Annotated in this window: 20 protein-coding genes; 19 read left to right on the forward strand and 1 reads right to left on the reverse strand. The window is 64.3% G+C overall.

The window, feature by feature from the left end:
• The first annotated feature begins 6 nt into the window (after positions 1 to 6).
• From nuoL to AAC071_RS00355, 7 genes are all read left to right on the forward strand, one after another.
• Positions 7 to 1,938 carry an NADH-quinone oxidoreductase subunit L gene (gene nuoL / locus AAC071_RS00325; protein ID WP_339828601.1) on the forward strand — a complete coding sequence of 644 codons (1,932 nt, stop codon included), beginning with the start codon at positions 7 to 9 and terminating at the stop codon, positions 1,936 to 1,938.
• A complete protein-coding gene (locus AAC071_RS00330) occupies positions 1,938 to 3,482 on the forward strand; it encodes an NADH-quinone oxidoreductase subunit M (RefSeq protein ID WP_339828602.1) in 1,545 nt (514 codons plus the stop codon). Before nuoL ends, AAC071_RS00330 begins: the two co-directional genes overlap by 1 nt.
• A 12-nt stretch (positions 3,483 to 3,494) precedes the next feature.
• Positions 3,495 to 4,943 (forward strand): NADH-quinone oxidoreductase subunit NuoN, encoded by a 1,449-nt coding sequence (gene nuoN, locus AAC071_RS00335; protein ID WP_339828604.1) that lies wholly within the window; start codon positions 3,495 to 3,497, stop codon positions 4,941 to 4,943.
• Positions 4,944 to 4,949: 6 nt separating this feature from the next.
• Positions 4,950 to 5,717, forward strand: a complete 768-nt coding sequence (locus tag AAC071_RS00340) for a biotin--[acetyl-CoA-carboxylase] ligase (RefSeq protein ID WP_339828607.1) — start codon at positions 4,950 to 4,952, stop codon at positions 5,715 to 5,717.
• A gap of 9 nt (positions 5,718 to 5,726) precedes the next feature.
• The gene (locus tag AAC071_RS00345) at positions 5,727 to 7,415 is read left to right on the forward strand and encodes a ribonuclease J (RefSeq protein ID WP_339828610.1); all 1,689 of its coding nucleotides are present in this window, start codon (positions 5,727 to 5,729) and stop codon (positions 7,413 to 7,415) included.
• A gap of 71 nt (positions 7,416 to 7,486) precedes the next feature.
• Positions 7,487 to 7,891 carry a methylmalonyl-CoA epimerase gene (gene mce, locus AAC071_RS00350; RefSeq protein WP_339828612.1) on the forward strand — a complete coding sequence of 135 codons (405 nt, stop codon included), beginning with the start codon at positions 7,487 to 7,489 and terminating at the stop codon, positions 7,889 to 7,891.
• 17 nt (positions 7,892 to 7,908) lie between these two features.
• Positions 7,909 to 8,181, forward strand: coding sequence for a DUF1467 family protein (locus AAC071_RS00355; RefSeq protein ID WP_339828614.1), 273 nt, complete (start codon positions 7,909 to 7,911; stop codon positions 8,179 to 8,181).
• Between the two features lie 298 nt (positions 8,182 to 8,479).
• On the opposite strand, the gene AAC071_RS00360 is transcribed toward AAC071_RS00355, so the two are convergent.
• On the reverse strand, positions 8,480 to 9,772 hold the full coding sequence (locus AAC071_RS00360) for an NCS2 family permease (RefSeq protein WP_339828616.1): 1,293 nt from the start codon (positions 9,770 to 9,772) through the stop codon (positions 8,480 to 8,482).
• Between the two features lie 188 nt (positions 9,773 to 9,960).
• Here AAC071_RS00360 and AAC071_RS00365 point away from each other — a divergent pair, with 188 nt between their 5' ends.
• The 12 genes from AAC071_RS00365 (at position 9,961) to tsf (ending at position 23,324) form a co-directional block, all read left to right on the forward strand.
• Positions 9,961 to 10,383 carry a hypothetical protein gene (locus tag AAC071_RS00365; RefSeq protein ID WP_339828619.1) on the forward strand — a complete coding sequence of 141 codons (423 nt, stop codon included), beginning with the start codon at positions 9,961 to 9,963 and terminating at the stop codon, positions 10,381 to 10,383.
• A 77-nt stretch (positions 10,384 to 10,460) separates the two neighbouring features.
• On the forward strand, positions 10,461 to 12,161 hold the full coding sequence (locus tag AAC071_RS00370) for a hypothetical protein (protein WP_339828621.1): 1,701 nt from the start codon (positions 10,461 to 10,463) through the stop codon (positions 12,159 to 12,161).
• Between the two features lie 63 nt (positions 12,162 to 12,224).
• Positions 12,225 to 13,544 carry a proline--tRNA ligase gene (gene proS, locus AAC071_RS00375; RefSeq protein WP_339828623.1) on the forward strand — a complete coding sequence of 440 codons (1,320 nt, stop codon included), beginning with the start codon at positions 12,225 to 12,227 and terminating at the stop codon, positions 13,542 to 13,544.
• Positions 13,545 to 13,803: 259 nt separating this feature from the next.
• Positions 13,804 to 15,096, forward strand: a complete 1,293-nt coding sequence (locus AAC071_RS00380; RefSeq protein ID WP_339828625.1) for a lipoprotein-releasing ABC transporter permease subunit — start codon at positions 13,804 to 13,806, stop codon at positions 15,094 to 15,096.
• Positions 15,089 to 15,799 (forward strand): ABC transporter ATP-binding protein, encoded by a 711-nt coding sequence (locus tag AAC071_RS00385; RefSeq protein ID WP_339828628.1) that lies wholly within the window; start codon positions 15,089 to 15,091, stop codon positions 15,797 to 15,799. Before AAC071_RS00380 ends, AAC071_RS00385 begins: the two co-directional genes overlap by 8 nt.
• A 67-nt stretch (positions 15,800 to 15,866) precedes the next feature.
• Positions 15,867 to 16,286 carry a DUF393 domain-containing protein gene (locus AAC071_RS00390; RefSeq protein WP_339828629.1) on the forward strand — a complete coding sequence of 140 codons (420 nt, stop codon included), beginning with the start codon at positions 15,867 to 15,869 and terminating at the stop codon, positions 16,284 to 16,286.
• Positions 16,283 to 16,996 (forward strand): SDR family NAD(P)-dependent oxidoreductase, encoded by a 714-nt coding sequence (locus AAC071_RS00395; RefSeq protein ID WP_339828632.1) that lies wholly within the window; start codon positions 16,283 to 16,285, stop codon positions 16,994 to 16,996. Before AAC071_RS00390 ends, AAC071_RS00395 begins: the two co-directional genes overlap by 4 nt.
• Before the next feature lie 119 nt (positions 16,997 to 17,115).
• On the forward strand, positions 17,116 to 17,358 hold the full coding sequence (locus AAC071_RS00400; protein ID WP_339828634.1) for a hypothetical protein: 243 nt from the start codon (positions 17,116 to 17,118) through the stop codon (positions 17,356 to 17,358).
• Positions 17,359 to 17,618: 260 nt separating this feature from the next.
• Positions 17,619 to 17,756 carry a hypothetical protein gene (locus AAC071_RS00405; protein ID WP_339828636.1) on the forward strand — a complete coding sequence of 46 codons (138 nt, stop codon included), beginning with the start codon at positions 17,619 to 17,621 and terminating at the stop codon, positions 17,754 to 17,756.
• 180 nt (positions 17,757 to 17,936) lie between these two features.
• The gene (gene dnaE, locus AAC071_RS00410; protein ID WP_339828638.1) at positions 17,937 to 21,356 is read left to right on the forward strand and encodes a DNA polymerase III subunit alpha; all 3,420 of its coding nucleotides are present in this window, start codon (positions 17,937 to 17,939) and stop codon (positions 21,354 to 21,356) included.
• Between the two features lie 239 nt (positions 21,357 to 21,595).
• Positions 21,596 to 22,354 carry a 30S ribosomal protein S2 gene (gene rpsB / locus AAC071_RS00415; RefSeq protein ID WP_339828640.1) on the forward strand — a complete coding sequence of 253 codons (759 nt, stop codon included), beginning with the start codon at positions 21,596 to 21,598 and terminating at the stop codon, positions 22,352 to 22,354.
• A gap of 43 nt (positions 22,355 to 22,397) precedes the next feature.
• A complete protein-coding gene (tsf, locus tag AAC071_RS00420) occupies positions 22,398 to 23,324 on the forward strand; it encodes a translation elongation factor Ts (RefSeq protein WP_339828642.1) in 927 nt (308 codons plus the stop codon).
• The last annotated feature ends 116 nt before the right edge of the window (positions 23,325 to 23,440 follow it).

Here is a 23,440-nt window from a genome sequence, read left to right on the forward strand (position 1 = left end):
GGAAGAATGTATTCTGCCATCGTCTTCCTGCCGCTTATTGGCTTTCTGATCGCCGGCATCTTTGGTCGCTGGCTCGGTCCGCGCGGCGCACAGGTCGTCACATCCAGCTTGCTGGTCATTTCGGCGCTTCTGTCGGTGGTTGCGCTGGTCGCTGTCGGCCTGCGTGGCGAAACGACCACCGTTCAGGTTCTGAGTTTCATCAGTTCCGGCGCCTTCGAGGCGGATTGGCGGCTGCGTATCGACACATTGACGGCGGTAATGCTTGTTGTCGTGACATCCGTCTCGGCGCTCGTGCACATCTATTCGATTGGCTACATGAGCCACGATCCGCATCAGCCGCGTTTCTTTGCATATCTTTCGCTGTTTACCTTCGCGATGTTGATGCTGGTGACGGCAGACAACTTCGTGCAGCTCTTTTTCGGCTGGGAAGGTGTGGGCCTCGCGTCCTACCTGCTGATCGGCTTCTGGTATCAGCGGCCCAGTGCCAACGCCGCGGCCATCAAGGCCTTTGTGGTCAACCGTGTCGGCGACTTTGGCTTGATCCTCGGTATTGCCACGCTGTTCCTGACCATCGGCTCGGTCGATTTCGATACGGTGTTCAAGGCCATACCGGAAATGGCAGATGAGACGTTCTCATTCCTTGGCTATGACGTGCCGGTGGTCACCACGGCCTGCCTGTTGCTGTTCATGGGCGCCATGGGCAAGTCAGCACAGTTCTTCCTGCACACATGGCTGCCGGATGCGATGGAAGGGCCGACGCCCGTCTCGGCGCTGATTCACGCGGCAACCATGGTCACGGCCGGTGTCTTCCTGCTGGCCCGGATGTCGCCGATCTTCGAATTCTCGCCCTATGCGCTGACCGTCGTGACGGTCATCGGCGCGACAACAGCATTCTTTGCCGCTACCGTCGGTCTTGTTCAGAACGACATCAAGCGCGTCATTGCCTATTCGACCTGCTCGCAGCTCGGCTACATGTTTGTTGCCGTCGGTGTAGGGGCCTACGAGGTGGCCATGTTCCACCTCTTCACCCATGCCTTCTTCAAGGCGCTGCTGTTCCTTGGTTCCGGCTCCGTCATCCATGCGATGAGCGACGAACAGGACATGCGCAAGATGGGTGGCCTCTATCGCATGATACCGGTCACATGGCTGATGATGGTGATTGGAACGCTGGCGCTGACGGGCTTCCCCTTCACGGCCGGTTACTATTCCAAGGATGCCGTCATCGAAGCAGCCTTCGCCGGGCACAACGCCGCGCACATGTACGCCTTCGCGCTCACCGTGGCGGCGGCGCTCCTGACTTCCTTCTACTCTTGGCGTCTTGTCTTCATGACGTTCCATGGTGAATCGCGCGCTTCCAACGAAACGCTGTCACATGTGCACGAGTCGCCGCTCGTCATGCTGGTGCCGCTGTTCATTCTGGCGGCGGGTGCGCTCGGCGCCGGGTTCCTGTTTGCGCCGCTCTTCATCGGCCATGCCTATGAGGCTTTCTGGCTTGAGGCGATCTACCGTGGCGCCGAGAACCACATCATCCACGCCATGCATGAAGTGCCCGATTGGGTGCCCTTTGTGCCGACGCTGATGATGATCATCGGCTTCGCGACCGCCTGGCTCTTCTATATCGCGCGTCCCGACATCCCGAAGCAGCTGGCGCGCACGCATGAACCGATCTACAACTTCCTTCTCAACAAATGGTATTTCGACGAGATCTACGACTTCCTGTTTGTCCGTCCGGCCTTCTGGGTCGGCCGCGTTCTCTGGAAGCAGGGTGACGGTCGCATTATCGACGGTTGGGGACCGGACGGTATCTCGGCGCGGGTGCTCGACATCACGCGGGGCGTTGTCCGCCTGCAGAGCGGCTATCTCTATCACTATGCCTTTGCCATGCTGCTTGGCGTTGCCGGCCTGGTCACCTGGTTCATGCTCGGGGGGGCACGGTAATGGCCGACGGCTACATTCTCTCGCTGGTTACGTTTCTCCCGCTGGTCGGTGCGCTGATCATCTTGACCGTGCGTGGTGACGAGGCCGTCGTGGCGCGCAACGCCCGCTATGTGGCGCTCTGGACCACGGCCGTTACATTCGTTCTGTCCCTCTATATCTGGGCGCAATTTGATCCGACCACATCCGACTTCCAGTTTGTGCAGAAGTCGGAATGGTTGGGCGGTGCCATCGACTATCATATGGGCGTCGACGGCATTTCGATGCTCTTTGTTATCCTGACAGCCTTCCTGATGCCGGCATGTATCCTGGCGAGCTGGACGTCGATCGACACGCGCGTCAAGGAATACATGATCGCCTTCCTGGTGCTGGAAACGCTGATGATCGGCGTGTTCTGCGCGCTTGATCTGGTGCTGTTCTATCTCTTCTTCGAGGGCGGCCTGATCCCGATGTTCCTGATCATCGGTGTCTGGGGTGGCAAGCGCCGCATCTATGCGAGTTTCAAGTTCTTCCTTTACACGCTGGCGGGATCGGTACTGATGCTGCTCGCCATCATGGCGATGTACTGGCATGCCGGCACGACCAGCATCCCGGTGCTGTTGGCACATGATTTCCCAGCCAGCATGCAGTTCTGGCTCTGGCTTGCTTTCTTTGCCTCCTTTGCGGTCAAGATGCCCATGTGGCCGGTACACACCTGGTTGCCGGATGCGCATGTCGAAGCGCCGACGGCTGGTTCGGTGATCCTGGCTGGCATCCTTCTGAAGATGGGCGGCTACGGTTTCCTGCGTTTCTCGCTCCCGATGTTCCCGGTTGCTTCGGCCGACCTCGCCTGGCTGGTCTTCGGCCTCAGTCTGATCGCCATCGTCTACACGTCGCTGGTTGCGCTGGTTCAGGAAGACATGAAGAAGCTGATTGCCTATTCGTCCGTGGCCCATATGGGCTTCGTGACCATGGGGATCTTCGCGGCCAATCAGCAGGGCGTGCAGGGCGGCATCTTCCAGATGCTGAGCCACGGCTGGATCTCCGGCGCGCTCTTCCTTTGCGTTGGCGTCATTTATGATCGCATGCACACGCGTGAGATTGCGGCCTATGGCGGTCTCGTCAATCGTATGCCGCTCTACGCGCTGGCATTCATGGTCTTCACGATGGCCAATGTTGGTCTGCCGGGCACCAGCGGCTTCGTCGGTGAGTTCCTGACGATCATCGGCGCCTTCAAGGTCAGTACATGGGTTGGTGCGATTGCGGCCACCGGCGTCATTCTGGCCGCAGGCTATGCGCTCTATCTGTATCGGCGGATCGTGTTCGGTGTGCTGGAAAAGGAATCGTTGAAGGCGATTGCAGATCTCAACCGCCGCGAGGTCGCGACACTTGCGCCGCTTCTCGCCGCCACGCTGTTTTTCGGGATCTATCCGGCGCCGATCATGAATGTAACGGCGGTATCGGTCGAAAATCTGGTGTCGAACTACAATGCGGCCGTTGAGGCACATCGGTTGGCCGAGGGGGGAGGGGCGATGACACATCTCACCGCACTCCTCACGGGCCGATAGGAGAACGGGAAAATGGAAAACACAACCGCTATCCCCGCGCTCCTGCCGGCATTGCCCGAAATCGTTATGGCGATCGGGGCCATGGCATTGCTGATGTATGGGGCCTTTCGCAAGAATTGCACGGCCCGCGAGGCAAGCTTCGGAGCTCTCGGAATTTTTCTGCTGGTCGCTGCGCTGCTGATTGTGGAACCGGGCGTCGCCGTTCAGACCTTTGGCGGCATGTTCGTGGTCGATGGCTTCACGCGATTCATGAAGTTGCTGATCCTGCTGGCGGCAGCAGCCGCTCTGGTGATGTCCCTTACTTATATCCGTCGTGAGGGCATGGACCGTTTCGAATTCCCTGTTCTGATCATGCTGGCGACGCTCGGCATGTTCATGATGGTTTCGGCCAATGGTCTGATTGCCCTCTACATGGGCCTCGAGTTGCAGAGCCTTGCGCTCTATGTCGTCGCGGCCTTCAATCGTGACAGCGGCCGGGCATCGGAAGCCGGCCTGAAATATTTCGTCCTCGGCGCACTTGCCTCCGGCATGCTGCTTTACGGTTCCTCTCTGATCTACGGCTTTACCGGCAGCGTCGACTTCGATGCGATTGCCGGTGTGCTGGCGGCCGACGGTCCCAATATCGGCGTGATCTTCGGCATTGTCTTCGTGCTGGCGGGGCTTGCATTCAAGATATCGGCGGTTCCCTTCCATATGTGGACGCCGGACGTCTATGAAGGGGCCCCGACGCCCGTGACCGCCTTCTTCGCGGGCGCACCCAAAGTGGCGGCCATGGCGTTGATCTTGAACATCCTGTTCGGTGCATTCCCGTCAATGATGGCCGAATGGCAGCAGATCATTGTCTTCATAGCCATTGCCTCGATGGTACTCGGTGCCTTTGCAGCGATCGGCCAGACCAACATCAAGCGCCTGATGGCCTACAGTTCGATTTCTCATATGGGATTTGCGCTGGTCGGCCTCGCTGCCGGCAGTCCGGAAGGCGTGCGCGGCGTGCTGATCTATCTGGTCATTTATGTGATCATGAATGCCGGTGTGTTCTGCTGCATTCTCGCCATGCGCCGCGACGAAGGCTATGTCGAGACGATCGGCGATCTGGCGGGTCTGTCGCGCAATCAGCCGATGGTCGCCTTCCTTCTCGCCATGTTGATGTTCTCTCTGGCAGGCATCCCGCCGCTCGCCGGGTTCTTCGGCAAGTTCTATGTCTTCATGGCCGCCGTACAGTCGGGGCTCTACGCATTGGCAGTCATCGGCGTTCTCTCGAGCGTCGTCGGGGCCTATTACTATCTGCGTATCGTCAAGATCATGTATTTCGACGAACCTGCCGAGGCCTTTGCGCTCCCCATGCCGGCCGAGCTGTCGACCGTTCTCGGCATCTCCAGCGTCTTCACGCTGTTCTTCTTCGTCTATCCGGCACCGCTCATCGTCGCGTCGCAGGTCGCGGTCGGCGCGTTGCTGCCGTAGGCGGCGATGAGTGCGCTTCCTCACGGTGTCGCGGTTCGCCGTTTCGTCGAGATCGACAGCACCAATGAAGAGGCGCGCCGGCTCGGCGATGCGGCCGCCGAGGGTCCCATATGGATCGTGGCCGAGCGGCAGACCGCCGGCCGCGGCCGGCGCGGTCGAAGCTGGGTGTCGCCACCCGGCAACTTCATGGGCACGCTCTACCTGCGCCCGCGCTGCGGCCCGCGACAGGCCGGTGAGCTGTCCTTTGTTGCGGCCGTCGCCGTCGCCGACGCGGTCGCGTCGTTGCTGCCGCCGCCGGCCCGCGCCGGACTCCGTCTGAAATGGCCGAATGACCTTCTGCATGGCGGACGCAAGCTGGCAGGCATCCTGCTCGAGTCGTCCGGCATTGCTGGTGCCGAGGTCGCCTGGCTTGCTATCGGCATGGGCATCAATCTGGCGGGACATCCCGAAGGCGTCGAATTTCCGGCGACTTCATTCCCCGCCATCGGGGCCCCGCCGCCGGCCCCGGACGATGCCTTGGCGGCGCTGATGGCTGCCTTCGAGCATTGGCTCGGCGTCTGGCGCGGCGTTCAGGGATTTGCCGCCATTCGCGAAGCGTGGCTGGACCGTGCTGCTGGCCTCGGTGAGCGCCTCACGGTCCGCCTCGCACAGGAGACCTTCGAGGGGGTATTCGAGGGTCTTGCGCCCGACGGCGCACTGCAGTTGCGGCTGGTGGATGGAAGTCTCCGTCAAGTTTCGGCCGGCGATGTGTTCTTTGCCCCCGCGCCGCACTAGTTTAGTCCTATGAACAAATCTTCCGCCGCTTCCCGCACCGCCGACGAACTTGTCTTCCTGCCGCTTGGCGGCTCGGGCGAGATCGGCATGAACCTCAATCTCTACGGCTATGGGCCGGAGAATGACCGCCAGTGGATCATGGTCGATCTCGGCGTCACCTTCGGCGACGAGCGCACGCCCGGCATCGATCTGATCATGCCGGACCCTGCCTTCATTGAGGAACGCCGTGACGAACTGCTGGGCATTGTGCTGACCCATGCGCATGAAGACCACATCGGCGCCGTTGCGCATCTCTGGCCGCGCCTGCGCTGCCCGGTTTATGCGACGCCCTTCACCGCTACCATGGTGCGCGGCAAGCTGATCGAGGCCGGCATCGAGAGCGAAGTGCCGATGCACATCATTCCGCTCGGCCATCGTTTTGATCTCGGGCCCTTTGACATCGAACTGGTGACGCTGACCCATTCGATCCTTGAACCGAATGCCCTGGCCATTCGCACCCCGCTCGGCCTCGTCATGCATACTGGCGACTGGAAGATCGACCCGGATCCGGTGCTTGGCGACGACATCGATATCGCACGTCTGACCGAGATCGGCGACGAGGGCGTCCGCGCCATCGTCTGCGACTCGACCAACGTCTTCTCGCCCGGCAGTTCGGGGTCCGAGGCCGATGTCGCGACGAGCCTGATCGAACTGATCCGGCCGCTCGAGGGCCGGGTGGCCGTCACCACCTTCGCCTCCAACGTCGCTCGCCTCGAAAGCATCGCGCGCGCGGCCGCCGCCTGCGACCGTCATGCCGTGCTGGTCGGCCGCGCCATGTTTCGTGTCGTCGCCGCCGCGCGCGATGCCGGCTACCTCAACGACCTGCCGCCCTTCCTGACCGAACACGATGCCGGCTATCTGCCGCGCGACAAGGTGCTCTTCATCTGCACCGGCAGCCAGGGCGAGCCGCGCGCCGCGCTGGCCCGCATCGCCGAGGACAGCCATCCCAACATCGTGCTGGAACAGGGCGACAGCGTGATCTTTTCTTCGCGCGTCATCCCCGGCAACGAGATCTCGATTTTCGATCTGCAGAACACGCTGGCGTTGCGCGGCGTCCGCGTGATCACCGAGAAGGATCACTTCGTTCATGTCTCGGGCCATCCCTGCCGCGACGAGCTGGCGCGCATGTATCAGTGGATCAGGCCCGAAATCGCCATCCCCGTTCATGGCGAGGCCCGCCACCTGGCCGAACATGCGGCGCTGGCGCGCGAACTGCAGGTGCCGCAGCAGGTCGTCATCCGCAACGGTCTGATGGTCCGTCTGGCGCCCGGCCCGGCCGAAATCGTCGACGAGGCGCCGTCGGGCCGGCTCTATCTCGACGGCGAGGTGCTGACCGCGTCCGACGAAGGCGCGGTGCAGGAGCGCCGCCGCCTCGCCTTCGCAGGCTCGGTTTTCGTCAGCATCGTGCTCGACGGCAAGGGTCAGGTCCGCGGCGACCCGCAGGTCCGGCTGATGGGCCTGCCCGAAACCGACGGCACCGGCCTCGACTTCGAGGACCGCGCCCTCGATGCCATCGACGAGGCGCTGGACCGCCTGCCGGCGAAGCGCCGCGACGACGACGATGCCGTTGCGGAATTCCTGCGCCGCGCCGTGCGCGGGGCGCTGCGCCGCGAATGGGGCAAGAAACCCCAGGTGGCGGTCGTCGTGACCCGCATCTGAGCCTGCCTTGCTCCGTCGCCGAAACCGGCCTAAACAGGAACGATCAGAACCCGAAGCCCGAGGAAAAACCGATGCTTGGCCCTCTCAACCACGTCGCCATCGCCGTTCCGGATATCCATGCCGCCGCCGAGACCTATCGCACGAAGTTCAATGCGAAGGTTTCCGACGCGGTGCCGCAGCCCGATCACGGCGTCACCACCGTCTTCGTCGATCTCGGCAACACCAAGATCGAATTGCTGGAGCCGCTGGGTGAGAATTCGCCGATCGCCGGCTTCCTGGCGAAGAACCCCAAGGGCGGCATCCATCACATCTGCATCGAGGTCGAGGACATCGACGCGGCCTGCGAGAAGATGAACGCCGAAGGTGTCACCATCACCGGCACCGGCAAGCCGCGCATCGGCGCCCATGGCAAGCCGGTGGTCTTCCTGCACCCCAAGGACCTCAACGGCACGCTGGTCGAACTCGAACAGGCGTGAGCCGCGGGAGACATTGAATGACCTGGACGGCCGGCCTCGCGATCTATTTCGTCGTCTGGTGGACCGTGCTCTTTGCGGTTCTGCCCTGGGGCGTCCGGCCGCAGACGTCGTCCGAACTGTCGCCGGGCGTCGAGCCCGGCGCGCCGGCCGCGCCGCTGCTGCTGCGCAAGGTGATCGTCACCACCGTCCTGGCGGCGCTGGTCTGGGCCTTGATTGCCTGGCTGATCATCGCCCAGCCGCTCTCCTTCGACAGCATTCCCTTCATGCCGTCTTTCGGCGACCGCTACTGAAGTCTTGCCCCCCGTCCGCGGAGCGGACAGAGCGCAAAAAAAAGCAAGGTCGCTCGCGCGGCCTTGCTTGTCGTAGTGTTCCCTCTTGTCGCGCCTCTGCCGCCCGTTTCCGGCGGGCAAAGTCAGCGTTTCCTCCCTAAACCTGGGCCGCGCTTGCTGCGCTTTCCCTCTTTTGTGTGGGGACTATACCGACCCTGCGGCGACGTGTCACGCAGGTTTTGTTCCGCCGCGCAATTTCCGTAAATCCGAGTCGCGCCGTCGGTAATTTCCGGTCGAAAACCGGGCGCCGGAAGCGCGTTCATTGCAGCGCCAGCTTGACCGTGAAGGCGGCGGCGAGCAGCGCGACGGCCGGGTGGATCGCGCCGGGCCGCCCGGCCAGCAGCTTGACCGCGACGAAGGTGACGAGACCGAGCCCGATCCCGTCGGCGATCGAGAAGGTCAGCGGAATGCCGACCGCCGTCACGACGGCCGGGGCCGCCTCGCTGACATCCGGCCAGTCGATATCGGCCAGGCTGCGCGCCATCAGGCAGGCGATGAGCAGCAGCGCCGGCGCCGTCGCATAAGGCGGCACAGCCGCGGCCAGCGGCGCCAGCACAAGGCTGGCGACGAACAGCACCGCCACGGTGACGGCCACAAGCCCGGTCCGCCCGCCGGCATCGACGCCGGCCGCGCTCTCGATATAGCTGGTGGTCGTCGAGGTGCCGAGCGCGGCGCCGATCATCGTCGCGGTCGAATCGGCGAGCATCGCCTTGCGGATGCGCGGCAGCCGGCCTTCGGCGTCCAGCAGTCCGGCCCGCTGCGCCACGCTGACCAGCGTGCCCGTCGTGTCGAGGAGATCGACCAGCAGGAAGACGAAAATGATGCTGACGAACCCGATCTGCAGCGCGCCGGCAATATCCATCTGCAGCAGCGTCGGCAGCGGCGAGGGCGGCAGCGCCGCGACGCCGGTGAAGGATTGAAACCCCGCCACGATCGCAACCGCCGTCACGCCGATCACCGTCAGCATGATCGCGCCGGGCACGCGCCGCGCCTGCATCGCCACCAGCGCCATGAAGCCGCCCGCCGCCATCAGCGCCCCTGGCGCGCCGACATCGCCCAGCGTCACCAGTGTCACCGGATCGGCAACCACGATCCCGGCATTCTTGAGGCCGATCAGCGCCAGGAACAGCCCGATGCCGGCACCGATGCCATATTTCAGCGAAAGCGGGATCGCATTGACCATGCGTTCGCGCAGCGGCGAAAGCGACAGCAGGAAGAACAGAACGCCGGACAGGAAAACCCCGCCCAGCGCCAGTTGCCAGTCGCCGCCAAAGGCCGGCACCACCGTGAAGGCGAAATAGGCGTTGAGCCCCATGCCGGGCGCCAGCGCCACCGGATAATTGGCATAGAGCCCCATGATCGCCGAGCCCGTCGCCGCCGCCAGACAGGTGGCGACGAACACCGCGCCGAAATCCATCCCCGCCGCCGCCAGGATCGTCGGATTGACAAAGATGATATAGGCCATGGTCAGATAGGTCGTGCCGCCGGCAAGAATCTCGGTACGGACATTCGTCCCGTTGGCGCTGAGATTGAACACGCGCTCGAAAACCATATCTGCTCCCCTTTTTTCTCACCCTCCCCCAAGGGGAGGGTCGAAATTTGCATCGCAAATTTCGGGGCGGGGTCGCGGCGGTGCCACCCCTCTCCATGTTGGTTTTTGGTACCGTTGCCGATCCCCATTTGTGTCGGCGGCAAATCCCCGCAACACTCCTTTAAGGCGAAGCCGGGCAGGATGGAAGTATGAGAAAACAGGTCATCATCGCGGGCGCGGTCTTTCTGCTGGCGCTCCCGGCCTTGGCCGGGGAACTGGCCGGCGCCGACATCGAATATGTCTCGGCCGCCGACTGCGCCGCCATTGCCGCCTATCTGCCGGGCGGCGCCGACTATGTGCCGGGCGTCGCCGTCGACGGCAGCGCGGTCGCGCCCGCCGATCTCGATGGCGGCCATCGCTATGGCCAGCGCCCCGTTTACGAATTCGACATCACGCTCGACCCGGTCGCGGCCCTCAATCCCGCCTTCGCGTCGACAACGCAGATGGCGGTTGCGCGCGTCCGCATCGACATGGCGACCGGCCGCATGACCATCGACGGCCACGACGTCGCCGGCGCCGACCATGCCGTCGCCGAAGCCTGTGCAAGATTGCATCACAAGTCGGTGAAATGACGCTGTCACGATCCGGCTCTTGTTGACACCGGCGTCCCCCGCCCACAGGCTTGGCGCCTCGAAGGGTGGGTGGCATCATGCGTTTCCGGCGCCGGATATCCGGCATTCTGTCTTTGTGCGTCGGTTTCGCCGCGCTGGTCCTGCTGGCGGCCGCGCCGGCGGCTGCGGCGGGCGACGGTCTCTGGCGCATCACCAAGGAGCGCTGGGACGCGGCCGACGAAAAGGCCTGGGAGGATTTCGTCGCCGGCCTCGGTGCGGCCGATTGCTGGACCCTCGACGCGTGCCTGAAAAGCCCGGCCAATCCCTACCGTCACACCGATCCCCGCACGAAGTTCTATGCCGATTGCGCCGACATGCCCTATGTCCTGCGCGCCTATTTCGCCTGGAAGAACGGCCTGCCTTTCGCCTGGCAGTCGGCCATGCGCGCGGATGATGGTCCGGGAACGGATATTCGCTATTCGCTTGAGGGCAACACCATTGTCGCGCGCGATTCCGTGCCGCGCACGGCATCGGGCGTCCGCGCCGTGCCGATCCTGCACAACATCGTCAACTTCGTCTCGACCGCGATGTTCCGCCGCGACGCGACCATCGACGATCCGGTCATGTTCACCGACACCTATTCGCCGCGCCTCGACCGCGCCGCGATCCGTCCCGGCACCATCGCCTATGACGTCAACGGTCATGCCTCGCTGGTCTGGCGCGTCGAATCCGGCGGCCGCATCCTGATCTTTTCCTCCCATCCCGATCATTCGCTGAGCCGCACCTTTCTGGGCAAGGAATTCCTGCGCACCGGCCCGCAACTCGGCTCGATCTTCCAGAAGTTCCGCCCGATCGAGGTGGTCGGTGCGAAGCGCGCGGCCAACGGCGCGCTGGTCGGCGGCCGCATCGTGCCGGTGATGAATGCCGATCTGGAGGATTTCTCGCTCGAACAATATGCCGGCAATCCGCCCGTCAATCCCTATGCCTGGGGCACCGCGCAATGGGTCTGGAACGGCGAGAGCATGGACTTCTACACCTATCTGCGCGCACGCATGTCGATCGGCGAACTCGAATACCATCCGGTCGTCGAACTGCGCGGCATGATGCAGTCGATCTGCTTCGACCTTCGCGCCCGCAAGCACGCGATCGAGATTTCAACCGCCCGCGGCATTCAGAACCAGGATCCGCCCCATCGCCTGCCGGACAACATCTATGGCACGCATGGCGTCTGGGAACTCTATTCGACGCCCTCGCGCGACGCGCGCCTGAAGACCGCCTTCAAGGAGATGTACGATCTGGTCGTCGATTTCATCAGGATGGACCTGGTCGATGCGCCGCGCCTCCACTACGAGGGCGACGACCTGCCGGGCGATCTGCTGGCGGCCTGGCACGAGCAGAACGGGCTTTGCCGCATCGACTATAAAAACTCCGCCGGCCGCACCGTCACGCTGACCGTCGACGACATCGTCGGCCGTCTCTACGACCTCTCCTTCGATCCCTATCAATGCATCGAGCGCCGCTGGGGCGCCAGCGGTGAGGAACTCGCCACCTGCAACGACAGCGTCTTGAAGACCCGCTGGTACGAGGCCCAGCGTTTCCTGCGCAACCAGATCGACCGCACCTATGACGTCGATATGGGCTACACCATCGACGATCTGGAGCGCGGCCCCTGGGGCCCGCGCACCGGTCGGGGCGTCGTCGAGGGCCCCGAGATCGATGTGAAGGCTTATCTGGAGGGCCTGGTGGCCCGCCGTTCGGCGGCCGCGGCGGACATTGCGAATCCGGTCGCAACCCCCTAAAACTTGGGCCAATCCGAAGCCTCGGCGGCCGCCGCAAGGCTGGTGCCCCGCGGTCAGGTGATCATGCGCCTTTCAAGATATTTTCTGCCCACCCTGAAGGAAAACCCCGCCGAGGCGCAAATTCCCTCGCACCGGCTGATGCTGCGCGCCGGCATGGTCCGCCAGACGGCGGCCGGCATCTATGCCTGGCTCCCGCTCGGGCTGGCCGTTCTGCGCAGGATCGAGGCGATCGTCCGCGACGAGCAGGCGCGCGCCGGCGCCATCGAACTCCTGATGCCGACCCTGCAATCGGCCGATCTCTGGCGCCAGTCGGGTCGCTACGACGCCTATGGCCCCGAAATGCTGCGCATCAGGGACCGTCACGAGCGCGACATGCTTTTCGGCCCCACCAACGAGGAGATGATCACCGACATCTTCAAGGGCGCCGTGAAATCCTATCGCGACCTGCCGCGCAACCTCTTCCACATCCAGTGGAAGTTCCGCGACGAGATCCGCCCGCGCTTCGGCGTCATGCGCGGCCGCGAATTCCTGATGAAGGACGGCTACTCCTTCGACATCGATGTCGAGGGCGCGCGCCGCGCCTATCGCAAGATGTTCGTCGCCTATCTGCGCTCCTTCGAGCGCATGGGCCTGAAGGCGATCCCGATGGCCGCCGATACCGGCCCCATCGGCGGCGACATGAGCCATGAATTCATCATCCTGGCCGAGACCGGCGAAAGCGCCGTCTTCTGCCACCGCGATCTGGTCGACATGGCCGTCCCCGGCGACGATATCGACTATGAGAGCGATCTCGAGCCCGTCATCCGCGCCCGCACCGATCTCTATGCGGCGACCGACGAGAAGCACGACGTCGCCCGCTTCGAGGCCGAGGTGCCGGCCGACAAGCGTCTGGCGGCGCGCGGCATCGAGGTCGGCCACATCTTCTTCTTCGGCACGAAATATTCGGCCGCCATGGGCTGCGTCGTCGCCGGCCCCGATGGCAAGGAAGTCCCGGCCCAGATGGGCTCCTACGGCATCGGCGTCTCGCGCCTCGTTGGCGCCATTATCGAGGCGAGTCACGACGAAAACGGCATTGTCTGGCCGGAAGCGGTCGCGCCTTTCAAGGTCGGCCTGATCAATCTGAAATCGGGCGATGCCGACACCGACGCGGCCTGCGAGGACCTCTATGCGAAGCTCGCCATGGCGGGCATCGACACGCTTTACGACGACACCGACGAACGGGCAGGGGCCAAATTTTCGAACATGGACCTGATCGGCCTGCCCTGGCAGCTGGTCGTCGGTCCGCGCGGCCTTAAATCCGGCGTAGTCGAGTTGAAGAATCGCGCCAGCGGCGAGCGCGCCGAACTGTCGCCCGAGGCGGCATTGGCCCGGATCGCTGGGTGAAAGCTGATAGAGGTTGAAACGAGACTGTTGAATGTAACCCGCAAGCCTTTCCATCTGGACCACCCTCCCCCTGAGGGAGGGTCAAAATTTGCATCGCAAATTTTGGGGAGGGGTAAGCGAGGGAAACGGGAGGCGAGTCATCCGCCGATGGCGGAGACCCCTCCCCGAAATTTACTGCGCTGGCGCTCGCAAACTTCGACCCTCGTTCAAGAGAAGGGTGCTGCCCTGAACTTCAGCCGGGCACAAGGCAGGATAGAAAATGACTGACGCCTCTTATCCTCGCGAAGGAAGCCCCACCGGAAAAAGCCGCCCCTTCGGCGCCTTCGAATGGCTGCTGGCCATGCGCTATCTGCGCGCCCGCCGCCGCGAGGGTTTCATTTCGGTCATCGCCGGCTTCTCCTTTGCCGGCATCCTGCTCGGCGTCGCGACCCTGATCATCGTGATGTCGGTGATGAACGGTTTCCGCACCGAATTGCTGTCGAAAATTCTCGGCCTCAACGGCCACATGTTCGTGCGCGGCGTCGGCACCCATGTGATGAACTATGACGACATGGCCGGCCGCATCGGCGAGATACCGGGCGTCGTCAGCGTCATGCCGCTGGTCGAGGGCCAGGTGATGGTATCGAGCCCGCAGAATGCCGGCGGTGCCATCGTCCGCGGCATGCGCGAACGCGACCTGAAGGGCCTGACGACCGTCTCGAGCAGCATTGTGGCCGGTTCGCTCGACGGGTTCGACGAGGGCGGCGTGGTCATCGGTTCGCGTCTCGCCCAGTCGCTGGGCCTGATCGTCGGCGACAGCATCACGCTGCTCTCGCCCCGCGGCGCCATCACGCCCTTCGGCACCGCGCCGCGCGTCGCTGCCTACGAAATCGTCGCCGTCTTCGAGATCGGCATGTCGGAATATGACGCGAGCTTCGTCTTCATGCCGCTCGATGAGGCGCGCAACTATTTCCGCACCTTCGAAGGCGTCAGCGCGCTCGAAATCCGCATCGACAATCCCGACCGCGTCAACGCGGTCGCGCCGGCTGTTCGCGCCGCCGCCGGAAATTGCTGCGACGTTCTGACCTGGCAGCAGACCAACCAGAGCTTCTTCAGCGCGCTGCAGGTCGAACGCAACGTGATGTTCCTGATCCTGACGCTGATCCTGATTGTCGCGTCGCTCAACATCGTCTCGGGCCTGATCATGCTGGTGAAGGACAAGGGGCGCGACATCGCCGTTCTGCGCACCATGGGTGCCACCCGCGGCGCCGTCATGCGTGCCTTCTTCATCTCGGGCGCCTCCATCGGCGTTGCCGGCACGCTGGCGGGCTTTGCGCTCGGCACGCTCTTCTGCCTCAACATCGAAACCCTGCGGCAATGGCTGTCGCGACTCTCCGGCACCGAGATCTTCTCGCCCGAAGTCTATTTCCTGAGCCGGATGCCGGCCGAGATCGACCCGGGCGAAGTCACGGCCGTCGTGCTGATGGCGCTTTTCCTCTCCTTCGCCGCGACGCTCTATCCCGCCTGGCGTGCCGCCTCGCTCGATCCGGTGGAGGCGCTGCGCTATGAGTGACGCCGTTCTGAGCCTCCGTTCGATCACCCGCACCTACAAGCAGGGCGAGGAGGTGCTGCGCATTTTCGCCGGCGCCGATCTCGATGTCTTCGCCGGCGAGATCGTCGCGCTGGTCGGCCCGTCCGGCTCCGGCAAGTCCTCGCTGCTCCACATTGCCGGCCTGCTCGAAGCGCCGGACGAAGGCGAAGTCTGGATTGGCGGCCACGAGGCCGTCCAGCTGTCGGATACGCGCCGCACCGCGATCCGTCGCGGCGAGATCGGCTTCGTCTACCAGTTCCACAATCTGCTGCCCGAATTCTCCGCGCTCGAAAACGTCGTCCTGCCGCAGATGATCGCCGGCGTGCCCCGCCGCCGCGCCGAAACCTTCGCGCGCGAATTGCTGGCGCGCATGGGTCTGGCTGATCGCGCCGTCCACCGTCCGGCCGAGCTCTCCGGCGGCGAGCAGCAGCGTGTCGCCATCGCCCGCGCGCTGGCCAATCGCCCGCGCATCCTGCTGGCCGACGAACCGACCGGCAATCTCGATCCGAAGACGGCGCGCATGGTCTTCGGCGAGCTGCTCGATATCTGCCGCAATCAGGGCGTCGCGGCGCTGATCGCCACCCACAATCTCGATCTGGCGAGCCACATGGACCGCATCGTCCTGCTCCATGAAGGCCGCCTCCATGAAGGCGCCGATCTGGCAGCCGCCTTCCAGAGCCTCTGAACGCCGCACACCGACTGGTCCATGCCCGTTCCCCCGCCGTACAAGGATCGAAGCGGAAGGTGAAGGCATGCCGGAACGGGCGGAAACGAAAATCGCAAGCGGCGCGGGCGCTCCCGAGGCCACGGTCTATTTCGACGGTGCCTGTCCGCTTTGTCGCGCCGAGATTGCGCATTACGCGGCGCAAGAGGGCGCGGCGGCACTCTGCTTTCGCGATGTCGCGCATGCGCCGGGCCCGCTCGGTCCCGGCCTGACGCGCGAACAGGCCATGGCGCGTTTTCATGTGCGTAGCGCCGACGGCTCGCTTCTGTCGGGCGCGGCGGCCTTCGTCGCCATCTGGCGGCTCCTGCCGCGCTGGCGCTGGGCGGCGCGTCTGGCCGGCCTGCCGGGCGCGATGTGGCTGCTCGAAACCGGCTATCGTCTGTTCCTTCCGCTGCGGCCGTTTCTGTCATGGTGCGCCGGCCGGCTTGCGGGCCGGGTACGCAGATGACCGCGCGGCCGGCCGCACCGCCGCCGAATGCAGTGGCGGTTGTTGTCGGTGCCGGCGGCGGTATCGGCGCCGCCTTGCTCGATCGGCTGCGCACCGAAGGGGCCTTTGCCCGCGTCATCGCTCTCGGCCGCCACACGGCGCCGCCGATCGATCTGCTGGACGAGACGAGCATCGCGGCGGCGACAGCCGAAATCGCCGCCGCCAGCGAATTGCGCCTGGTGATCGACGCGACCGGCTTCCTCCACGACGAAACCCGGCGGCCCGAAAAGAGCTGGCGCGAACTCGATCCGGCCGCGCTGGCCCATGCCTTCGCGGTCAATGCGATCGGACCGGCACTGCTGATGAAGCATCTGCTCCCGCTGCTGCCGCGCGAGGGGCGGGCGGTCTTCGCCACCCTGTCGGCACGGGTCGGCAGCATCGGCGACAACCGTCTGGGCGGCTGGTACGGCTACCGCGCCTCGAAGGCGGCGCTGAACCAGCTTCTGCGCACCGCCGCCGTCGAGCTGGCCCGCAAGCGCCCGGAGGCCCTTTGTGTCGCGCTCCATCCCGGCACGGTCGCGACCGGCCTGTCGGCGCCCTTCGCCGGCACCGGACGAGACATTCAGTCGCCGGCCGCCGCCGCCGCCCGCCTTCTGGCCGTGCTCGCTGCCTTGGGTCCGGAACAGTCCGGCGGCTTTTTCGACCATCATGGCAAGCCCGTCCCCTGGTAGCGCCGCCATCGGTTCGGCATGCATACGATTGCTGCAGTGCAATGGCAAAAGACCCTTTCATCGAGTCGGGAAATCGGCTTAGCATCGTTGCGTGGGAGATAACGAGGGAGGGCGAATCCTTGAGGGGGGAGACGCAACAACTTGTCGCCGACGACATCCATGGCGCCTTTGCGGCCCTGGTTGATCGCGTGGCGCCGCTGGTACCCGCGGATGCGGGTCTGGCGACCTGGGGCTGGATTGCGGTCGCGGTGATGCTGTTTGCATATGCGCTGCTGCTTCATCCGGCGGGGCGCTCGGCGAAGGGGCCTTCCGCGGCCCGGCCGGTTCGCACGGCCTTCGGTCCCCGGCTCCAGCGCCGCTAGGGCACGGTCGGCCGGAAGGCCGAAAACGGTCCCGTTGGAGCAAGCCGGTATCCATGCGCCGATGGCCCGCCCGTGGGTCGGCGTGTTTTGCGCCGGTCGCGGCTTGCGCGGGGCGCGGATTCTGTAACCCATCTCTCCGAACGCCTGTAGCCCATGTCCTCCGAACGGAGGTTGGACCGCCGCCGGCCAGTTGACAGGAAAGAACAAACAGGCAACTCTCCGGATGAGAACATTACATGAACTCATCTGGAGGGCGAGCGATGCGCGGATTGTGGAACCGGACAGTGGACAGCGAGGCCGGCGGCTGGCTTCAGGACGTGGCGGCGCTGGTGTCGGTCACCGCCTTCATCTGGGCGGCGGGCGCCTGGGTCGGCATTGCCGAAGCGCTGGTTGGCTGAGGGGCGATCTCGCCTTCCCACCCGCCCCTGGGGGCGGGTCGAAATTTGCTCTCGCAAATTTCGGGACGGGGGCGCTGACTCGACGCTTGAGGGCTGCCAAGCAGGGGTTCTCCACAGCTTTGGCACGCCTCCGCCGTCCTCCCCGCGTGACTCTCCGGGCAGGGCGCCCGACAATGCCCCATGCCCGACTCGTCCCCCCAGTTCATCCATCTGCGCCTCCACAGCGCCTATTCGCTGCTGGAGGGCGCGATCCGCGTCAAGGACGTGCCGAAGCTCTGCAAGGCCGACGGCATGCCGGCCGTTGCCATCACCGATACGGCCAATCTCTTCGGCGCGCTGGAATTTGCCGAAACCCTCTCCGAGGCCGGCATCCAGCCGATTATCGGCTGCACCCTGCCGATCCTGCTCGACGAGGGCGAGGAACCGGCCCGCGGCCCGCTGCGCCGCGAACCCTCCGGCACACTGGCCCTGCTGGCCAAGGACGAGCAGGGCTATCTCAACCTGATGAAGCTTTCGAGCAGCGCCTTCCTCGGTCCGGAGGCCGGCGAGGCCCCGCATGTGCCGCTGGCGCTTCTGGCGGAATTTCAGGCCGGCCTGATCTGCCTGACGGGCGGACCGGACGGCATCGTCAACCGGCTGCTGGAGAATGGGCAGCGCCCGGCGGCGGAGGCGCTGCTGCTGCAGCTGAAGGCGACCTTCGGCGACCGGCTCTATGTCGAGTTGCAGCGCCACGGGCAGCCCCGCGAGCGCCAGACCGAACCGGCCCTGATCGACATGGCCTATGCGCATGCCCTGCCGCTGGTTGCCACCAACGAACCCCATTTCGTCGCCGAGGCCGACTACGAGGCCCATGACGCACTGATCTGCATTGCCGAAGGCGCCTATGTCGTGCAGGCCGACCGCCGCCGCCTGACGCCCGAACATCGCTTCAAGACGCAGGCCGAGATGGTCGCGCTTTTTGCCGACCTGCCCGAGGCCATCGCGAACACGGTCGAGATTGCGCGCCGCTGCGCGGTCCGCCCGATGAAGCGCGACCCGATCCTGCCGAAATTCGCTGCCGGCACCAGCGAGGCCGACGAGTTGCGCCGCCAGGCCGAGGAGGGCCTGACGCAGCGTCTCGCCACGCTCGAAACCGTCGCCCCCGAAGAGGAATATCGGGCCCGTCTGCGCTTCGAGCTCGACGTCATCATCAAGATGGATTTCCCGGGCTACTTCCTGATCGTTGCCGACTTCATCAAATGGGCCAAGGGGCAGGGCATTCCGGTCGGGCCCGGCCGCGGTTCGGGTGCCGGCTCGGTCGTCGCCTGGGCGCTCACCATCACCGACCTCGATCCGCTGCGCTTCGGCCTGCTCTTCGAACGCTTCCTGAACCCTGAACGCGTCTCGATGCCGGACTTCGATATCGACTTCTGCCAGGACCGCCGCGACGAGGTGATCCGCTACGTGCAGGACCGCTACGGCAAGGACCGCGTCGCCCAGATCATCACCTTCGGCAAGCTGCAGGCGCGCGCCGTGCTGCGCGATGTCGGCCGCGTGCTGCAACTGCCCTATGGTCAGGTCGATCGGCTCTGCAAGCTGGTGCCGAACAACCCCGCGGCGCCCGTCACACTGGCCGAAGCGATCCGCGACGAGCCGCGGCTGCAGGAGGAACAGGCAAGCGATGAGGGCGTCGCCCGCATGCTCGAAATCGGTCTGCGCCTCGAAGGGCTCTACCGCCACGCCTCGACCCATGCGGCCGGAGTCGTTATCGGCGACCGGCCGCTCGACGAGCTGGTCCCGCTCTATCGCGATCCGCGCTCGGACATGCCGGTCACCCAATTCAACATGAAATGGGTCGAGCCCGCCGGTCTCGTCAAGTTCGACTTCCTCGGCCTCAAGACGCTGACCGTGCTTGACCAGGCGGTGAAGCTCGCCGCCCGCCGCGGCATCGAGATCGACCTGCTCAATCTTCCGCTGGCGGATGAAAAGACCTTCCAGATGCTGGGGCGCGGCGAGACGATCGGCGTGTTCCAGCTTGAAAGTTCGGGCATGCGCGACGTGCTCAGGAAGCTCGAAGCCGACCGCTTCGAGGACATCATCGCGCTGGTCGCGCTCTATCGCCCGGGGCCGATGGACAACATTCCGAGCTATGTCCGCCGCAAGCACGGGCAGGAAAAGCCGGACTATCTCCACCCGCTGCTCGAACCGGTGCTGAAGGAAACCCACGGCGTCATCATCTATCAGGAACAGGTGATGCAGATCGCGCAGATCCTGTCCGGCTATTCGCTTGGCGAAGCCGACCTCCTGCGCCGCGCCATGGGCAAGAAGATCAAGGCCGAAATGGAGGCGCAGAAGGAACGCTTCGTCAGCGGCGCCGTCGCCAAGGGGATCGACAAGGGACAAGCGTCAAACATTTTCGAGCTGGTCGACAAGTTCGCGGGTTACGGCTTCAACAAGTCGCATGCGGCCGCCTATGCGCTGGTCGCCTACCAGACGGGCTGGATGAAGGCCAACCATCCGGTCGAGTTTCTCGCCGCCTCAATGAGCCTCGATCTCGGCAACACCGACAAGCTCGGTCTCTTCAAGCAGGAGGCCGAGCGTCTCGGCATTGCGGTGCGCCCGCCCTGCGTCAACCGCTCGGAAGCGATGTTCGGCGTCGCCGATGGCGAAATCCTCTACGCGCTGGCCGCGATCAAGAATGTCGGCCGCCAGGCGATGGAGCATCTGGTCGAGGTCCGCCGCGAGGGCGGCCCCTTCCGCGACCTGTTCGATTTCGCCCGCCGCATCAATCCGCGCATCGTCAACAAGCGTGCCTTCGAAAATCTGGCCCGCGCCGGCGCCTTCGATTGTCTGAACCCGGACCGCGCCCAGGTGCTGGCCGCCGTCGATCTTGTGCTGGGCACGGCCAATGCGTCTGCCCAGGAGCGCGAGAGCCGGCAGGACAGCCTGTTCGGCGGCGACAGCGGCGCCCAGCCGGCCAATCCGGCCCTGCCGTCGGTCGAGCCCTGGCTGGCGGTGCAGCGCCTGACCGAGGAATTCAATGCGGTCGGTTTCTATCTCTCCGGCCATCCGCTCGACGACTACCGCACCTCGCTGCGTCGCGCCGGGGTGGCGACCATCGCCGAATTGCTGGCCCGCGGCGTGCAGGCCGGCTTCGTCGCCGGCACCGTCACCGCCCGCCAGGAGCGCAAGTCGAAAAAGGGCAACCCCTTTGCCTTTCTCAGTCTCTCCGATGCGAGCGGCCAGTTCGAGGTCGTGGTCTTTTCCGAAGTGCTGGCCCGCTCGCGCCAGTTGATGGAGCCGGGCAGTTCGGTGGTGATCGGCGTCGAGATCGACCGCGCCGGCGATGAGGTCAAGCTGCGCGCCCAGTCGATCCGCACCGTCGACGAGGTGGTGAAGGATGCCGGCGAGGGGCTGAGGATCTTCCTCGAAGATCCGGCCGCGCTTGAGCCCATCAGGGCGCGTCTCGGCGAGCGCGGCAAGGGCCTGGTCTCGCTGGTGCTGATGGGCGAGGGCGGGCGCGAGGTCGAGCTGCGTCTCAAGGGACGCTACCGGGTGACGCCGCAGGTCCGTGGCGCGGTCAAGGCGATCCCCGGCATCGTCGAGGTTCAGGAAATATGACAGTTTCGTGACAGTTGCGTGACAGAGGGGGGGTACGGCTGTCGTCAGCGCTGTTGTGCTAACGGCCTGTCAGCGCTTGCTTTTTGCCCGTTTTGCGCCTATCAAGGCGCCATTCCACACGCGGGGTTCGGCGCACCCACTTCCTTTTTACCAAGGAAAACATAGGGTTAGTCGGTCCGGTGCGACGCCAAGTCGTTCACTCCCCGCGGAGGTTCAACCGGAAAAGGAGCAAAAGTGCCATGGCACTTCCCGATTTCTCTATGCGTCAACTTCTCGAAGCCGGCGTTCACTTCGGCCACCAGACACATCGCTGGAATCCGAAGATGGAACCCTTCCTCTTCGGCAGCCGAAACAACATACATATCATAGACTTGGCACAGAGCGTGCCGCTCCTCCATCAGGCGCTTGTCGCGGTGCGCGATGCGGTTGCCGGTGGCGGACGTGTTCTGTTTGTCGGTACCAAACGCCAGGCCTCCGACCCGGTTGCCGCGGCGGCCCGCCAGTGCGCGCAGTACTACATCAACCATCGCTGGCTCGGCGGCATGCTGACCAACTGGAAAACCATTTCGAATTCGATCCGGCGCCTGCGCCAGCTCGACGAGATGCTGTCCGGCGAGGCCCGCGGCCTGACCAAGAAGGAAGTCCTGAACCTGACGCGCGAACGCGACAAGCTCGAGCGTGCCATTGGCGGCATCAAGGACATGGGCGGCCTTCCGGATCTGATTTTCGTGATCGACACCAACAAGGAAGAAATCGCGATTCAGGAAGCCCGCAAGCTCGGCATTCCCGTTGTCGCGATCCTCGACTCGAATTCCAATCCCGACGGCATCGCATATCCCGTGCCCGGCAACGACGATGCCGCGCGTGCGATCGCTCTCTATTGCGACCTGGTTTCGCGCGCGGTCATTGATGGCATTTCGCAGAGCCATGTCGCGTCAGGCGTGGATGTCGGCGCCGAGGCCGAGCCTGTTGTCGAGGTGCCGGCAACCGCTGAATAAGGCGTCCGGCTGCACCGCTTCAAACGATTATCGAGGAAATTCAATGGCTGACATCACCGCGAGCATGGTGAAGGAACTGCGCGAAAAGACCGGCGCAGGTATGATGGACTGCAAGTCGGCGCTCAACGAGACGAGCGGCGACATGGAGGCGGCGGTCGACTGGCTGCGTACCAAGGGTCTTGCCAAGGCGGCCAAAAAGGCCGGCCGCGTCGCGGCTGAGGGTCTGATTGGCGTCGTTGCGGAGGGCACGAAGGGTGCCGTCGTCGAAGTCAACTCCGAGACCGACTTCGTTGCGCGCAACGAGCAGTTCCAGACGATGGTAAGCGACATCGCAACCGCTGCGCTGGCGGTCGACGGCGATTTCGACAAGCTCATCGCCTCGACTTATCCTGGAACCTCGAAGTCGGTGAAAGACTATGTCACCGAAATGGTCGGCACCATCGGCGAAAACATGAATGTGCGCCGTGTCGGTTCGATCTCAGTCTCCGACGGAATCGTCGCAGCCTATGTGCATAATGCGGTCGTGCCGGGGCTTGGAAAGATCGGTGTCCTCGTTGGCATCGAGTCGACTGGTGACAAGGCGAAGCTTTCGGAGTTGGGCCGCCAGATCGCGATGCATATCGCAGCGACCAATCCGCTTGCGACCCGGACTGACGAACTCGATCCGGCAGTCGTTGAGCGCGAGCGCAACGTCCTGATCGCTGAAGCCAAGGAAAGCGGCCGACCCGATAACATCATCGAGAAGATGGTCGAGGGTCGGATCCGGAAGTTCTACGAGGAGGTCGTTCTGCTCTCGCAAGCCTTTGTCATTGACCCCGACAATACCGTCGAAAAGGCGGTCAAGGCTGCCGAAGCCGGTATTGGCGCTCCCGTCAATGTCGTCGGTTTCGTGCGCTTCGCGCTGGGCGAAGGTATCGAGAAGGAAGATTCGGACTTCGCCGCAGAAGTGGCAGCGGCCGCGCGCGGTTAGGCGGGTTTCGGCATTCGCATTGACGCCCCCTTCGCCATTGTGCGTCGGGGGCGTTATTGTTGGGACGTCCTGCGGATTCGATCCGGCTGCCCTGTCACGTCTTGATGGAATAGGTA

Origin of the sequence: uncultured Parvibaculum sp. (genome assembly GCF_963975745.1) — a bacterium.
Lineage (GTDB): Bacteria > Pseudomonadota > Alphaproteobacteria > Parvibaculales > Parvibaculaceae > Parvibaculum.